This window comes from Tissierella pigra, from assembly GCF_018917845.1.
GTDB lineage: Bacteria > Bacillota > Clostridia > Tissierellales > Tissierellaceae > Tissierella > Tissierella pigra.
In genome coordinates, this window is record NZ_JAHLPJ010000001.1 from 1,067,533 (window position 1) to 1,084,522 (window position 16,990).

17 protein-coding genes are annotated in these 16,990 nt (G+C 28.4%); all 17 read left to right on the forward strand.

Annotated elements, in window-relative coordinates:
- The first annotated feature begins 12 nt into the window (after positions 1–12).
- The 17 genes from KQI41_RS05275 (at position 13) to KQI41_RS05355 (ending at position 16,987) form a co-directional block, all read left to right on the forward strand.
- On the forward strand, positions 13–828 hold the full coding sequence (locus tag KQI41_RS05275; RefSeq protein WP_154440013.1) for a nitroreductase family protein: 816 nt from the start codon (positions 13–15) through the stop codon (positions 826–828).
- Between the two features lie 116 nt (positions 829–944).
- Complete coding sequence (locus tag KQI41_RS05280; protein WP_154440012.1) at positions 945–3,071, forward strand: heavy metal translocating P-type ATPase; 2,127 nt, start codon at positions 945–947, stop codon at positions 3,069–3,071.
- Positions 3,072–3,133: 62 nt separating this feature from the next.
- Entirely contained in the window at positions 3,134–4,072 is a 939-nt protein-coding gene (locus KQI41_RS05285; protein WP_216584969.1) for a tetratricopeptide repeat protein, read from the forward strand.
- A gap of 35 nt (positions 4,073–4,107) precedes the next feature.
- The gene (gene map / locus KQI41_RS05290) at positions 4,108–4,860 is read left to right on the forward strand and encodes a type I methionyl aminopeptidase (protein WP_154440010.1); all 753 of its coding nucleotides are present in this window, start codon (positions 4,108–4,110) and stop codon (positions 4,858–4,860) included.
- Positions 4,861–4,894: 34 nt separating this feature from the next.
- Positions 4,895–5,563: a PAQR family membrane homeostasis protein TrhA gene (trhA, locus tag KQI41_RS05295; protein ID WP_154440009.1), complete on the forward strand. Its 669-nt coding sequence runs from the start codon at positions 4,895–4,897 to the stop codon at positions 5,561–5,563.
- Positions 5,564–5,628: 65 nt separating this feature from the next.
- Complete coding sequence (locus KQI41_RS05300; RefSeq protein WP_154440008.1) at positions 5,629–6,279, forward strand: response regulator transcription factor; 651 nt, start codon at positions 5,629–5,631, stop codon at positions 6,277–6,279.
- Positions 6,280–6,415: 136 nt separating this feature from the next.
- Positions 6,416–7,378, forward strand: coding sequence for a M23 family metallopeptidase (locus tag KQI41_RS05305; RefSeq protein WP_154440007.1), 963 nt, complete (start codon positions 6,416–6,418; stop codon positions 7,376–7,378).
- A 471-nt stretch (positions 7,379–7,849) separates the two neighbouring features.
- Positions 7,850–9,262, forward strand: coding sequence for a radical SAM protein (locus KQI41_RS05310; RefSeq protein ID WP_154440006.1), 1,413 nt, complete (start codon positions 7,850–7,852; stop codon positions 9,260–9,262).
- The gene (locus KQI41_RS05315; protein WP_154440005.1) at positions 9,234–10,388 is read left to right on the forward strand and encodes a P-loop NTPase family protein; all 1,155 of its coding nucleotides are present in this window, start codon (positions 9,234–9,236) and stop codon (positions 10,386–10,388) included. The genes KQI41_RS05310 and KQI41_RS05315 overlap by 29 nt, the downstream gene beginning before the upstream one ends.
- Before the next feature lie 9 nt (positions 10,389–10,397).
- Positions 10,398–10,652 (forward strand): hypothetical protein, encoded by a 255-nt coding sequence (locus tag KQI41_RS05320; protein ID WP_154440004.1) that lies wholly within the window; start codon positions 10,398–10,400, stop codon positions 10,650–10,652.
- 70 nt (positions 10,653–10,722) lie between these two features.
- Positions 10,723–10,917 carry a hypothetical protein gene (locus tag KQI41_RS05325; RefSeq protein WP_154440003.1) on the forward strand — a complete coding sequence of 65 codons (195 nt, stop codon included), beginning with the start codon at positions 10,723–10,725 and terminating at the stop codon, positions 10,915–10,917.
- A gap of 108 nt (positions 10,918–11,025) precedes the next feature.
- Entirely contained in the window at positions 11,026–12,351 is a 1,326-nt protein-coding gene (locus KQI41_RS05330; protein ID WP_154440002.1) for an ABC transporter permease subunit, read from the forward strand.
- A gap of 30 nt (positions 12,352–12,381) precedes the next feature.
- On the forward strand, positions 12,382–13,293 hold the full coding sequence (locus KQI41_RS05335) for an ABC transporter ATP-binding protein (protein WP_154440001.1): 912 nt from the start codon (positions 12,382–12,384) through the stop codon (positions 13,291–13,293).
- A complete protein-coding gene (locus KQI41_RS05340; RefSeq protein WP_195837968.1) occupies positions 13,286–14,476 on the forward strand; it encodes an ABC transporter permease in 1,191 nt (396 codons plus the stop codon). Before KQI41_RS05335 ends, KQI41_RS05340 begins: the two co-directional genes overlap by 8 nt.
- A gap of 58 nt (positions 14,477–14,534) precedes the next feature.
- A complete protein-coding gene (locus KQI41_RS05345) occupies positions 14,535–15,221 on the forward strand; it encodes a peptidylprolyl isomerase (protein WP_154439999.1) in 687 nt (228 codons plus the stop codon).
- A 105-nt stretch (positions 15,222–15,326) separates the two neighbouring features.
- The gene (locus KQI41_RS05350; RefSeq protein WP_195837967.1) at positions 15,327–15,476 is read left to right on the forward strand and encodes a hypothetical protein; all 150 of its coding nucleotides are present in this window, start codon (positions 15,327–15,329) and stop codon (positions 15,474–15,476) included.
- Between the two features lie 338 nt (positions 15,477–15,814).
- Positions 15,815–16,987: an MFS transporter gene (locus KQI41_RS05355; protein WP_154439998.1), complete on the forward strand. Its 1,173-nt coding sequence runs from the start codon at positions 15,815–15,817 to the stop codon at positions 16,985–16,987.
- Positions 16,988–16,990: the final 3 nt, after the last annotated feature.

Below are 16,990 nucleotides of genomic sequence, written 5' to 3' on the forward strand. Positions count from 1 at the left end.
GGGGTTTTTTATATGTTAATGACTAATTTTTTAAGGGAAAGGAAATCTATAAGAGAATTTAAAAACAAAAAAATAGATGTAGATGTATTAGCTGAACTTAAATCCTATTTAAACTCAATAGAAAATGATGATGGCAGTGGATATATAAGATTTAGATTATATGAATATGGTGAAAATTTATATAAGGAGCTAAAGGGGATTGGCGGATATTCAGGAGTTATGATTGAAAGTCCCCATTATATAGGTCTGGAACTAATAAATAATCAAGAGGATACCATTATATATGGTGCATATTATATGGAGAAGATAATAACTAAACTAAACTCTTTAGGTATTGATACTTGCTGGGTTAGTATAGGAGATGCAGATGAAGGACAAAAAGAGAAGATATTTGGAGAAATAATAGGTAAAATTAACTATATCTTAGCCATAGGATATGGAAAACCAAGAAATCCTTTTATAAATGAGTCTATTAGCCATAGAATCGGTGTGGAAGACTTAGTTTTTGTTGATAAAATAGGAAATTCTCCAAAAGCAGACGAATTGGAAAATAGAGGATTAGATGACTTGTTTTATTATATAAGATTTGCACCATCAGCTTTTAATAATCAACCATGGAGATTTTTACTTAAAAAAGACAGAGTAAGTTTATTAATTAAATATAATGATAAAGAAAAACCAAGTCTTATGGATGCAGGAATAGTAATGTATTATTTTGAATACTTGGCTAATTCCATTGGAATAAATAGCAAATGGGAGTTAATTAAGGATATGACAGTAGAAGACGAAAATACGCACTACAAATATATAGGAGAATTTAAGCTATAATAAAAGCACTGAAAAGTGCTTTTTTCTATTGACAAAAATTAAATCCCGTCATATAATTATATTAACATATGAATGATTGTTCATATGTTAATATGTAATATAGGGGGACAGGAAATATGAAGCAGATTGAATTGGAATTAAACGGTCTAAATTGTGCTGGTTGTGCAGGAAAAATAGAAAAATTGTCTAATGAATTAGACGGAGTTGAAACTGCCAACTTAGATTTTGTGTCTAAAAAATTAAAGGTAAATGTAAGGGAAGATGAAAAAGCAGCCATAATAACAGAGGAAATAAAAAGAATAGTAAATAAACTGGAACCTCATGTGAAAGTAATAGATAAGGCAGAAAGCCATGATCACAATCATGAACATAGTGATGGCTGTTGTGGCCATGACCATGGTGGGGAAACAAGTAAAAAGGAAATCATAAAGTTAGCTATAGGTGGATTATTATTTATACTTCCTTATCTTTTAAAATTAGAGGGAACACCAAGGCTGATGGTTTATGTTCTTTCTTATATTATAGTAGGTCATGAAGTTATTTTAATTGCAGTTAAAAACATATTGGCAGGAATACCTTTTGACGAAAATTTTTTAACGACCATAGCTACCATAGGTGCCTTTGTAATAGGAGAATATCCAGAAGGCGTTGCAGTTATGTTATTCTATCAAGTTGGAGAAATGTTTCAAGGAATGGCAGTTAATCATTCAAGAAAGTCCATATCTTCATTATTGGATATACGTCCAGATTCAGCTAATTTAGAGAGAAATGGAAAGATAATAGTAGTAGATCCTAATGAAGTAAATATTGGTGATATTGTGATCGTAAGACCAGGTGAGAAAGTTCCTCTAGATGGAATTGTAGTAGAAGGAGAATCTTCCTTAGATACTTCAAATATAACTGGAGAATCTGTTCCAAGAAATGTAGGAATTAATGATAATGTTTTATCTGGAACTGTAAATAATCATGGATTATTAAAAATTAAAGTAACAAAGAAATTTGGAGAGTCTACAGTATCCAAGATACTTGATTTAGTGGAAAATGCCTCAAGTAAGAAGGCACCAACAGAAAAATTTATTACAAAGTTTGCTAGATATTATACACCTATAGTGGTGTTTGCAGCATTAGCCATAGCCATAATACCTACTGTATTTATGGGTGGAGATTTAAGGGAGTGGGCATATAGCGCTTGTGTATTCTTAGTTATATCCTGTCCTTGTGCTTTGGTTATATCTATTCCACTAGGTTTCTTTGGAGGAATAGGTGGCTCATCTAAGGCTGGAATACTTGTAAAAGGTGGAAATTATTTAGAGGCTTTAACTGGAGTAGATACAATAGTATTTGATAAAACAGGAACTATTACTAAAGGGACATTTAAAGTGACAGAAATAATTTCTTATGGAGAATATTCAAAGGAAGAAATATTGGAATTAGCAGCTTATGGAGAAAGCCATTCAAATCATCCTATTGGTAAATCAATATTAGAAGCATATAATAAAGAGATAAACAAGGAATATATAAAATCATATAAAGAAATAGCTGGAAAAGGTATAGAAGTATCTATAGATGGAAAAGAAATTATACTGGGAAATAAAAAAATCTTTGATGAAAAGGGTATAAAGGTAAAAGAAAGTGATTCCATAGGTACTGTAGTATATATAGGAAAGAGTAATAAGCATATAGGAACAATTATTGTATCTGATGAATTAAAAGATAATGTAGTGGAAGATATTAAAAAATTAAAGTCTTTAGGAATCAAAAGAACTATTATGCTTTCAGGAGACAATGAAAGTACTGCTGAAAAAGTAGGAGAGCTAGTGGGCTTAAATAAAGTATATGGAAATCTTCTTCCACAAGATAAAGTAAACAAATTTGAAGACATAGTTAGAGATAGCAAGGGGAAAGTAGTTTTTGTAGGTGATGGAGTAAATGATGCACCAGTTCTTGCTAGAGCAGATGTAGGTATAGCCATGGGAGGTCTAGGCTCAGATGCTGCCATAGAAGCCTCAGATATAGTTATTATGACAGATGAAGTAGGAAAAATTGCCACAGGAATTAAAATAGCCAGAAACACTAAAAAAATAGTTACTCAAAATATTGTATTAGCATTGGGATTGAAAATAGTAGTTTTAGTACTGGGGGCTATGGGAATGGCTACTATGTGGGAGGCTGTATTTGCAGATGTTGGTGTATCTATTATAGCCATATTAAACTCAATAAGGGCATTAAAAATAGAGGAATAATAATTCCTCTATTTTTTTTAGTATAAAATGTGGTAGACTATAAGTAGTATATAACTTGAGAGGTGGGTTTATTGAGTAAAATAACCAACAATAATAAACAATATAATTATATTTTATTGGCAGAAAACTTTTATTTAAACAATGATAAAGAAAAGGCAATTAGTTTTTATAGAAGAGCATTAGAATTTACAGAGGAAATAGGAGAATATACGTCAATATTATATAATATTGCTGAAATATACGATGAACTGGATTATATGGAAAAGTCTTTATATACTTATGCAAACATAATAAAAATTAATCCAAAGGAAGCAGGAGCTTATTATGGTATGGCGATGATATATGAAAAGATGAATGATTTTGATAAGGCATTAGTATACTATCATAAAGCTATAGATATAGACCCGAATTATGATAGAGCATACTATTATTCTGCAAATATATTTGATGAAAAAGGTAATAAGGATAAAGCTATTGAGTATTATAACAAGGTAATTGAATTGGCACCTAATGACTATATAAGTTATAATAATATAGGATCTATATATGAAGAATTAGGACAATATAACAAGGCATTAGAATTTATACAAAAAAGTTTAGATTTAGAGCCTGAATACTATAAAGCATTATTTAATATGGGAGTTGTTTCAAAGGCATTGGGAGATAATAAAAAAGCTTTAGAGTATTATTATAAGGTTATAGATATTAATCCTGAATACTCCTATTCATTTTTAAACGTATCTGCAATTTATATAGAGGAAAATAAATATAGAGAAACAATAGATATATTGACAGAAGGAATAAATCATAATCCAGATGCACATGATTTATACTATAATAGAGCTTGTTGTTATTCTTTATTGAATAATGATAGAAAAGCTATTAGTGATTTAAGAAAAGCTGTAGTTTTATTACCAAGTATAATAGAATATATAAAGACAGATAAAGATTTTATAAATCTGCATGAGAATAAAGATTTTATAAAATTAATAAATAGGTGAAATAATAATTTATATAGAAAAGAAAGGGAGATTATATGATTATATTAAAAACACAGGAACAAATGGAAAATATGAAAAAAGCAGGAGAGATATTAGCCAATCTACATAAAGAAATAGCTAAGATGATAAAACCTGGAATATCTACTATGGAAATCGATAAATTTGTAGAAAAGTATTTAGAAGAACGTGGAGCATATCCAGAGCAAAAGGGCTATCATGGTTATCCTTATGCAACTTGTGCATCTATAAATGATGAAATCTGCCACGGGTATCCTAGGGTAGAGCCATTGAAGGATGGGGATATAGTAACTATTGATATGGTAGTGAACTTAAATGGATGGCTTGCAGATTCTGCTTGGTCCTATGCTGTAGGCGATATATCTGATGAAGCAAGGAAGTTGTTGGATATAACGAAAGAAGCCCTATATAAAGGAATAGAAAAAGCTGTAGTAGGAAATCGACTAGGAGATATAGGCCATGCTATACAATCTTTTGTAGAATCCCAGGGTTACTCTGTAGTTAGGGATTTTGTAGGTCATGGAATTGGGAAAAATATGCACGAAGACCCTCAAGTACCTCATTATGGAGTACCAGGTAGAGGGCAAAGACTTGTAGAAGGTATGGTTATAACCATAGAGCCAATGATTAATATGGGAACATACCATATGAAAATAGATGATAATGAGTGGACAGCAAGAACAGTGGACGGAAAACTATCAGCCCAATATGAACATACCTTAGGAATTACAAAAGATGGACCAATAATTTTAACAGACCAAGGAGAATAAAAAATAAGGCTTTTAAGAAAGGATAGGTGAAAGTATGAAAAATGAAAATCTAGTTCAATTGTTAAGCAAGAAGTATACAGTGAAAGAGGAAATAGCCAATGGTATAACCCATGGATTAGGGGTGTTGTTTGGTATAGTATCTTTAGTTGTATTATTGATGTTATCTATACAAAAAAGACAAACGATTTCTATAGTTGCATTTAGTATTTATGGTTCATGCTTAATTTTAATGTATCTGGCATCTACATTGTACCATAGTATTCCTTATGAAAAGGCAAAACAAATACTTCGTGTATTTGACCATTCATCTATATTTTTATTTATAGCAGGAACATATACCCCAATAGCACTTCTTACTATGACAGGAGCATTGAGAGTTGGAATATTGATTTCAGTATGGTCCATAGCTATACTAGGAGTTGTATTTAAAATATTTACCTTTGGAAAATTTGATAAGTTTAAAGCAGTATCTCTAATTATGTATATAGGTATGGGATGGATAGCAGTATTTACAATAAAGCCAATTATTAGAATGGCTTCTTTAGGATTTTTCATGTGGATATTGGGAGGAGGACTACTTTATACACTGGGAACTATATTCTATAGTACAAAAAAAATTCCCTATAATCATGCAATATGGCATCTATTTGTATTGGCGGCTTCTGTGTTACATTTTGTAGGTATTGTAATATATTTAGCATAATAATACCTCCGATTTTGTTGACCCAAAATCGGAGGTATTGAATATTCTGAAAGGAGAGAATCACCATGATCAGAGTTTTAATCGTAGATGATCAAAGTCTAATACGAGAAGGTCTTAGAATGATGCTAGGGATTTATGATAATATATTTGTAGTAGACGAGGCTATTAATGGAAAGGAAGCCATAGAAGCATTAAAATATAAAGAAGTAGACTTAATTTTAATGGATATACGAATGCCTATAATGAATGGAGTAGAGGCTACAAAGATAATAAAAGAAAATTATCCAGATATAAAAATATTAATACTAACTACTTTTAATGAAGATGAGTACATATTTGAAGGACTAAAAAATGGTGCAGACGGATACTTGTTAAAGGATATATCCTCCCAAGAGTTGGTTGGCTCAATAGAAACAGTTTATAAAGGAAATGTACTTTTACAGCCTGATGTTGCTAAGAGAATATTAGGGTCTATAGGAAATAATAGAACCATACAAAATAATAGAAATGAAGATATATTTAAAGACCTGACTAAGAAGGAATATGAAATATCTCTATTAATTGGAGAAGGAAAATCCAATAAGGAAATAGCAAAAACTTTGTATATAGCAGAAGGAACTGTGAAAAATCATATAACTAAAATATTAGATAAATTAGATTTAAGAGATAGAACTCAATTGGCATTACTTATTAAGGACGGAAAAAGCTATGATTAATTAATCATAGCTTTTATATTACTTTAGTAATATAAAAATATGACCTTAGTTAGATTTAGAATATTCAATATTATTATATAATTAAAGTATTGGAACCTTCTGTTTCCTAAATATAAATAGGCTATGGGGTGATACTATGGTATCTAATAAAGTAATTATTTTTTTGGCTAACCTATATTGTCAGATAATATTACCATGTGAATTAATATATATGATTTTTACTGTAAGGTATGACACAGTAAGTGAATATATTTTATTGGTTATATATGTACTAGTAATGTTCTTTTTTCATTTTTCATTTTTCTATTGGGGATATACTAGTTTTTATTTGAGATATGTATATAGCTTTTTTATAATAATTGGTACTTTTTTAATTATCTATAGAATTATATTTATTCAAGATATTACATTTGGGCAATTAAGTGATTTGATAAATAGTTTCAGAAGGATTATTTTTATTATAGTTTTTACCATAATTGATATTAATATTATTTTAAGTAAAAGGAAAAAGAAAAATTGTTTTGATTTAACATTCCCTTTTAAAAATGGTAGATTTTTAGTTATTGATGGTGGAGACGGTAAAAAGTCATATTTTACTAATTATCATTATTATGGATGGAAAAGAAAAAACATAAAAAATTACTATTCTATGCGATTTGCTGTAGATTTGATTAAGTTAAACAAATGTGGCTTTCAAAAAGGTAATCTACTGTCATCTTATAATAAGGCTTACAATATTTATGGAGAAAAAGTATATAGTCCCATAGCAGGTCAGGTAGTAAAAGTAATGGGAAATCTAGATGATAATATTCCACATAGTAGATTCCCTAATAATACAGGAAATCAAATTATTATTAGAAGCAACAATTATTATATATCTTTATATCATTTTAAAAAAGATACTATTGTAGTAAATCTTGGTCAAAATCTAGAAATAGGTGATTATCTTGGGGAGGTGGGTAACTCAGGTTACTCAATAATACCCCATCTTCATATTCAGGTTGTATACTCTGAAGACAGTGATTATTGGTTAGGAGAAAGTATTCCAATAATATTTGATAATATATACCCCGTTAAGAATTATGTAATTAAATCTTAGGTTGTTTCTAAGAAAAATATAAATAAATTTTATAGCTTAGTATTCAAATTTATTATTAGCATTAATAAATATATTAAGAAAATAGGGTATATAGACATGTATAGTAGCAACAGAAAATAATAATTATAATGGAGGTAATACTATGAAAGAGCTGAGAAAAACCATCTATTTTATATCTTTTTCATTATCCTTTATAGGTAATGGTGTAAGAATATGTAGAAATATGGGCAAAAATAGTGGAAAAAGTTTTTAAATTACCATCTGATATGTGTTACAATTAGGATAAACAGTTCATGAACAACAATCTAAAAAGCTTATATAATTTCAAAAAGATATAAAACTTTTCAAATCATTCAAATCATAGGAAAAAACATTAATAGCTATTTTAGAAAGTAATATAACATTATATTTATAAATCAAATATAATGTGTTTTTGTTATACAATTATGAGCATTTTGGAGGAGAGTGTGTATGAAACCATTTATTCATCTTTTTAAAACACCTAAAAATTATTATTTTTACGATGTAAATAAAAATGAAAATGTAAGAATTGAACACAGCTTATATCAATATTTAAACAATATGATGTCTGGTTCTAATAAGATTGATATTAATAATGAATTAGAGGACAAACTAAAGGATTTAAAAGAAGGGGGGTACTTATCAGATAATAGGGTAAAAGAAATAAAACATCCAACTACTGATAGTTTGGGTTTATACTTAGAACGTCAAACTGATATGCTAATATTACAATTAACACAGTCTTGTAATTTACGTTGTAGTTATTGCAACTATACTTCTAATAATGGTACAGAGAGAGTGCACAACAGTGCAAATAAAATGTCATGGGATTTAGCGAAACAAAGTATAGACTATTATATAGAGAAATCTGTAGATTCACAACAAATTACGATTAATTTTTATGGTGGTGAGCCATTATTGGAGTTCGAGTTACTAAAAAAATGTGTTGACTATGTAAATCAAGTATTTAAAGGTAAAGGTCGAAACTTTCATATGACAACAAATGCAACGTTGTTGGATGATGAAAAGGCAAGATATTTAAATGATAATAATTTTAATTTAGTTATTAGCCTTGATGGAACCAAGACAATAAATGATAGAAATAGGAAATTTGCTAATGGGAAAGGAAGTGTTTTTGAATCTGTCATAACAAATATTGAAAATATTAGTAAATATTATCAAAATTTATTTTCTAATTTATGTATTAACATGGTTTTAGACCCAAGTGCTACATTTGAGAATTACATTAAGGTTTTTGATGAATTTGAGTTTCTTAAAAGTGTTCGGGTTATGAGTAGCATTGTTGATGATAGTTCATTAGTGAATAAAAATCAAGTGTCACTTGAATTTATTGAGTCGTACGATTACTATTCATTTCTTAGTTATTTACATATGCTGGGAAGAGTAAATTTGAAAGATAAATTCTATTTACTAAGCAATTATCTAATGCAATGTACGGAGGTTTTAGAAGGTCTTACTAATAGTGTAAGATTAGGTAAAGTATATGCTCCAAGTGGCCCTTGTCTGCCTGGAAAACAAAGGCTGATGGTAAATGCAGAGGGAAAGATGCTTCCGTGCGAACGTGTTAGTGAAATAATAGAAAAAAACCATCTTGGAAATATTCAGAACGGAATAGATTTGGAAAGGGCACTAAGAATTTTAAATGTTGCCAAATCTAATGAAGATACATGTAAAAATTGTTTTGCATTTAGACATTGTTCATTGTGTGCTAAGGCATATGAATGTGCTTCAATAAGCAAAGATATTCTTAAGGAATCATGTAATAGGTGTAGAGATTCTTTCCATGATAAATTGGTAGATATGGAAATATTAAATGAAATTAGGTATGATAATCTATTATAGAAAAAATATTCTTAGAGAAGGTGATTATATGTTGACAAAGGATGATAAAATTTTAATTTATCCATTTTCTTATAAGGCTTTTTCAATAGTAAAACTATTAGTTGAAAATAAATTTAATATTATAGTAGCAACAGAAGATGGAACTGGTCTAATAGGAAAAGACATAGCTTTTTCAGTAAACAGAAAGAAATCTGATGTATCAGTATTAAAATACTCAGATGAACTATTAGAAGAAGTTGATCTTTTATTTATACCCGAGGGATATATTGGTGATCCAATAAATGAAGGAACAAAAGATGTTCTGCAAAAAGCAATTAAAACAAACAAAAGAATAATTTCATCACTAAAGTTAGATGAAGAAAATAAACACCTTTTAGAGTATAGCAAATATATTGACTTGTTAACTACAAAAAATTTAAAGATAGATTCATATCTAACAAGGATAAAAGAAAATAGATTATCTTTCTTTATACCAAATATTCCAGTGATATATGTAGGTGGGGTTTTCGATATTGTCGATAATAATTACATTACTATTTCTTTAAAGCAAAAATTTAAAGAAAATGGATATAGAGCATGTTGTATCATGGCAGATAATTCTGGAAAATTATTTGATTGTCTTACGTTTCCTAAAAACTTCATAAATAATGGGTTATCCATTGAGGATAGAATAATGGAGCTTAATAATTATATTAGAGCATGTGTAGAGTTAATAAAACCACATGTAATAATAATTCAAATACCATTTGGTATGATTAGATATAATAAGTATTTTGAAAACTCATTTGGTAGTTATGCATTTATGATATCTCAGGCAATAAAAAGTGATTACTTTATATGTGCTTCAACTCCAGAATTAATAGATAGTAGATATTTTAAGGAATTGTCGTCTATTTTTGACAGACAATTTAACAGCGCAATAGATGCTTTACATATATCAAATTGTGAACTAGATATACCAATGATTAATAGGGCAAGTAAGGTAGAGGTTATTTTTAGTAATGAATCAAAGATAAATGATATAATTGGTAATCTGAATAAAGATTTAAACTTTAAAGTATTTAATGTTTTTATGGAAAAAGATTTAGAAAATTTATTTCAGGATATAATAGAACAATTGGGATAGGGGGATTTTATGGAGACTATATTAAATGATGTTTGTAAGATAGTGTCAAATTTATTTAATATATCGTTAGATGATGTAAAAAACAATGAAGAAAGATGTTTATTTAGCCAACCTTTTTATTTTAGACCTACGGAACTATTGTTTATATTTTTCTATCTAGAAGAAAAATATAATATTCACTTTGATGAAAAGGATGTGTTTGATTTTTCATTTATCAGTATAAGAAGTATTGCAAACAACGTAAGTAATCACATCAATAACTAAGTTATTAACTTGCACATAGATGTTGTTTTAAGTAGCTATTACTTTGTTATTTTAGAAAGGGGAAAATAATATGAAATCACTTAATAAGAGAAAACAAAGCCTAAGTAGTGCGAGAGAAATTGCAAATGCATGTGCATGTAGTAGGCATCCTTGTCATTGTTATCCTACCTTCGATGCTCATATTGATAGTAGTGAGAGTTTATATGCAGCTTCAAGAAATATGTCAGTAAGGGGAGTAGAGCCTACGTCTATTAATAAGATATAAATTTAATGTGATTCGCTGATGTAGTATAAATAAATACGTTATCGTCTATGTGCTAGTTAATTAATAAATTTTTTTATCTGATTAAAGCCTATTTCTAGGAGGTAGAGAATGGGAAAATACATATGGTTTGAATTTAAGAGACAAATTGGTCAAGCTAGAACATGGTTTTTAATTTTATTAATTTTTATTTTATCTTTTCAGAAAATATTAGACTATAAAACCAAGTCATTAACAGAGACTTCTGCAATCAACTTTGATTCGCTTGGGAGATATATGGAAAACGCTGGTAGTAGATTGTTAGATGAATATAAAGATGGACCAAAAGAATCTCAGAATGCTTCTAATGTTCTTATTGATATAGGAACACAGATGAGAATTGCTGCAAAAGAGGAAGATTATACGGAGTGGGAGCGATTAGCATCATTTGGATATTTAATAAGAGGTAAAGCTGCAGTACAAAGGTTTGGTGGTTTAAGAGAGGAAAGCTTTCGTATAAAATCCATGAAATTTTGGGATGAAGTAAATGGTGGAATAGAGTATGAAGATATAGATTTTAAATTTGGAGTACTAGGTTCTACAAGAGAAAAAGTAGATACTTATTTAATTACAGCTAAATATTATAATATTTTATACAAAAACAATCTTCAGCCAGTTGAAAAGTATCATATGGATAGCATGATGTTTTTATATCATTATTTTAACCATATAATACCAATCGTAATAGGTTTTATTATACTTGCAATTATTTTTAATAGCATTAATGATGAGTGGAATACTGGGAGTCTAAAGCTTATTCTCACACAACCTTTTTCTAGAAATAAGTATTTGGGTTCTAAAACTATTGTAGGTATATTGATTTCTTTGTTTATAATCATTATTCCAGCATCAATTATTTCTATAGGATATGGAGTTATAGATGGGTTTGAAAACTATAATTATCCAGTATTGTTTATGAAAGATACTATGATAACTTTTAAATCATTACCTGACTACTTAGAGAAAGATATAGAAACTAGAGGATATAATGACTCCTTGGGAATTAGTTTATATGCCAGTGCAGAAGGTGGAGATAGAGATATAAATAAAAAGTTAGACTTTATTTCCCTATATAAATTACTATTGTTGGCCTTAGTGCTATTAGTATCTTCTGTAATATTTTATGTTACTTTAAACTTATTTATATCATCCATAGCAAAAAATCCAGTAATAGGTTTTGTTTTTTCTGGATTAATAACCTTAGTTGGAACTATTTTAAGCAAAAAATGGACAATAAAAGGTGGATACAATTTAAGTCCATTTTATATGAATAATCCTGTGAGGATATTAAATGGAACATATAGAGTGACAGCTTTAGCTGCATTGTCAGTATTATTAATTACAGCCTTATTCATATTTTTATGTAATGTTATATACTATCGAGGAAAAGATTTATAGTTTAGATTAATTATAGTAGGTGATTTTATAATGAATAATAAATATGTAGTAGTTGTTGAAAACTTAAACAAAACCTATGGAAAAAGACATATATTAAAAGATGTATCCTTTAAAATTTCTCATAATGAAATTGTAGGTTTTATTGGACCAAATGGAGCAGGCAAATCAACAACAATGAAATGTTTGTGTAATTTAGTAATTCCTGATAGTGGGAAAATTCAAATCTGTGATGTAGACTTATTCAAAGAAAAGGAAAAGGCTTTAAGTTATCAAGCTTCTTTAATTGAAACTCCAGGACTTTACTTAGATATGACTGGGAGAAAAAATATTCACCTCATATCAAAAATGAGAGATATCACAAAAGAAAGAGTTAAAGAAATTGAAGACTTTATTGGATTAAGGGATAAATTAGATATTAAGGTATCTCAATATTCTATGGGAATGAAACAAAGGTTAGGGTTAGGAATTGCACTTCTTAGTAAACCTAAGTTTTTGATTTTAGATGAACCTACCAACGGATTGGATCCTAATGGAATTATTGATTTGAGAAATACACTACAACAGTTAATTAAAGATGAAGATATTTCAATTTTATTTTCTTCCCATCAATTAGGAGAGGTAGAAAAATTAGCTGATAGAATAATATGTATAAATAATGGAAAAATCATAGAAACTCCAGAAGTTATTTCCGAACGATTTAGTTACATCTTACAACTCTCAGACTTAGAAAAAGCAAGACCAATTATAGAATCTATAATTGATAAAGAAAAAATACAATATATTTCACTAGATAATGTAAAGGTTTCCTTGGAAAATCAAAAATTATTATCAGAATTGTTGTCTGAATTATTAGAAAAAGGAATATTAATATTAGATATTAATAAAGCAGAAATAGATATTGAATCAGTCTATCAACAGGTTTATGGTGATAAAAATGATTAAATTAATAAAAAGTGAATGGAGTAAATTTGTAGAAAGTAGGAAAAATAGAATTGTTTTGTTATTATTAATTGGTTATTTAATAGGTCTAGTATTTTATTATGTAAAACTAGATAGAGAGTTTTTTAGTATAATGGAACAAAATATGAGAATTCAAAGCTTTGAAGCTAATCAGAAATCAAATATAATTTCTATACTTGAAGAACATGTAGAAGATTATGAAAAGAACCCAAACGAAGTAGCATTTTTAGCCATAGAAGGTCGTACATCTACATTGTTAGAAGATTACTATAAAGCTCCGAAAGTTAATGATTGGCGACACAACCTTGAACTTGAAAATAGCAAATTTAAAAATTTAATTTTCGGAGAAAAAAATGAATTTATACAAGAAACCATTTTAAAAGCTAGGAATCAACATCCAACTAAGTTAAAACAGCAGATAATGATGAATGAATTTTTACTAGAAAATAGTATGGAGCCTTATTTATCACCATATAAATTGAATGGGGTACAGTTTTTAACCTTTTTATTAAAAAGACATAATCCAATGATATTAATTATATTTTCTATTATATTATCAATAGATGTTTTTATGGGAGAGATTGAAGAAGGAAGTTATAAATTATATTTTACCCAACCTTATTCTAGAAAGAAAATATATTGGTCAAAGTTATTGAGTATTCTACTTTTTTTAATAGTAATAATGGTATCATTGATATTAATCTTTTTTATAATAATAAGTATGATTTATGGAATAGGAAAGGGAGACTTTCCACAAGTAATAGGTTCTACAAAGATCCTAATTTCTTTAACTAGTAACGTAGATAATCTTGGAAATTTTCAAGTCATATCTACAAGTGGATATTTAATATTAGGATATGTTTTGTTACTTTTCAGTGTGATAATGTCCATACTATTAACTGTAGCTTTTTCAATTTTGATTAATTCTATTTCAAGGACTTTAGGATTAATCACAGGTCTAATTATGCTAAATTATGTATTTGAATCTTTTTTAGATAATAAATCTATGTTACGATTTTGGTTACCATTATCATATCTAAATATAGAGCAAGTAATAAAGGGTGAAGTTAACGCATCTTATTTATTGGGAATAACAATTACTGTCTTTTTATCCATAATACTAACTGCCATTAGCTATGGTAAATTTATAACGGATGACTTATAAGGAGCAAAAAACTAATGGATAGGAAAATATCAATACTGTCAATAGGAGGACAAGGGCAATGAAAAAGAAAAGAATTATATTGGCTGTGATTTTATTAATATTATTTCTACTATTGTGTTCCTGTTCAAAAAGAAAATCCATAGATTTAGATCAGTTAAAGCTTCCAGAAAAAGGCGAAGAAGTGATTGTGATGAAAACAGATTTAGGTATTATTAGGATCAGACTATTTCCTAATGTAGCACCAAAGGCTGTGGAAAACTTCAAAGGCTTAACAAAGAAAGGATATTTTGATGGTCAAAGTTTTTATAGAGTCAGAAAAGATTATTTTATCCAATCAGGAGATCCTACTGGAGAAGGTAAGTATGGGGAAAGCATTTGGGGAGATGAATTTGAAGATGAATTTAGCTTAAATTATCGACATTTCTATGGAGCCTTATCCATGGCAAACAGTGGACCTAATACAAATACTAGTAACTTCTTTATTGTTCAGGGAAACGATGTTGATAATGATATAATAGAGCTTATGAAAGAAATAGGAGAAGAAGGTGGATATACTGATGAAGTGATTAAGGCCTATGAGACATTGGGTGGTGTTTATGATTTAGATAATAAACATACTGTTTTTGGTCAAGTATTTGAGGGAATGGATGTAGTTGATGCCATAGCTAATACAGAAATAGATACAGTAGTAGGCCAACCTATTAAATCAATAGTCATAGAAAAGGTGGAACTTGTATCTTATTAAGGGAATAATCTCATGAGGAGAAAATAATATGAAAGAGAATACATATAAAAAAACTAAAAAATCCATAAAACCAATAATACAATATATTTACGAAATCTCTCCAATTTGTCATTTTTTAAAGTTGTAAAGATGGTGGCAATAGGAAAGGATTTAGTAGGAGGTATAGTAGCTTATATAGAAAGTTTAAGTGCTATACAGTCAAATGTAGCTAGTTTTTTAAATAGTGTATCACAAATTTATAATGATATTTTATAAGTAGAACAATTTTATAAATTATTAGATTTGGAAATAAAGGCTAATGAGAATAGGATAATAAAAATAAAAGAAATAGAATTCAAAGAGGTATTTTCTTTAGTAGGTGATGGTATTGAGGAAGAACTGATAAAAAGTTGTGAAGAATATATGGAACTGTTGGAACTAAAAAACAATATAACTAATCTGTATTTTTTTGATGAAAATTATTTGGAAAAAGTGAAATCTAACATATTACTATAGTCATAGAAAAACATGACCATGATAATGACATTAGATAGATTTTTTATTTTCAAATTTCCTATACACTTAAAATAAGAATATATAGGAGGTTTTTTATTATGAGAGGATTATACAACACCATCTATTTTATATCTTTTCCATTATCCTTTATAGGATTTATATTTCCAATATATGCCTCATCTATAGGGGCAAATGTTATCCAAATAGGGTATCTTTATTCTATTTTTTCAATAATAAGCATTATCATAAGACCAATAGTAGGAAACCTAATAGATAAAAGGGGAAGAAAGACAGGAATATTAATAGGTACTATTCTGTATACAGTAGTTAATGTGTTTTTTATAATGGCTAGAGATTTTAAGTATTTATTAATAGGAAGAATAATTCAGTCCTTAGGAGCCTCCTTTTTATGGATAAGTGTAGACACATTTATTTCCGATATTAGTGATAAAACCAATAGAGGACAAAATTTTGGATTATTAGATCAGTGGATGGCTAAAGGTGAATGGATAGGCAGCATTATTGGATTTACTATTCTATACAACAATTTTACTGATAATCCATTTAGATTAATATTTATTATTTTTATGGTTACTAGCTTAGCATCTGTTTATTATACGATTAAAAATCTTCCAGAGACTGTTAATATTAAAAAGGGGTATGAAGAGGGTAATATTAAAAATAAGAAAGAGTTGAAATATTTCCTGGGAATAATAGGAGTTATTTCATTGATAATCAGTTTAACAGCACCAATATATTTATTATATTTACAGGAACATATTACATATGACCTTAGTCTAATAACTTTCTTATTTATTCCAGCATCTATTTTAGCTCTTTTTTTACCAAAGAGATTTGGAAGTTTCTCAGATAAATATGGGAGAGAAAAGATAGTTATAGTTGGAATGTTTATAAATGCCATACTTCAAATATTGATACCTTTTAATAAAGGGTATTATAGTTTTATGATTTTATATACTTTGATTTCTACTATAGTAATGTTCTATAGTCCTGCATTTTCTTCATTGATAATTGATTTTGTGGGAGAAGATAAAAGAGGAAGATCCTATGGATTATATAGTTTTGCCAGTGGTATAGGTGGAGCAATAGGGTATACAGCTGGTTCTTATATATACGAAAATATAGGAAATGATATAGTGTTTTATACTAAAGGAGTACTTTTACTTGTAATGACTTTATTTATCTGCTATCTTTATATTAAGAATATAAGAGTGAAAACAGAAATAGAGATAACTAGAACAATGAGGTAATAT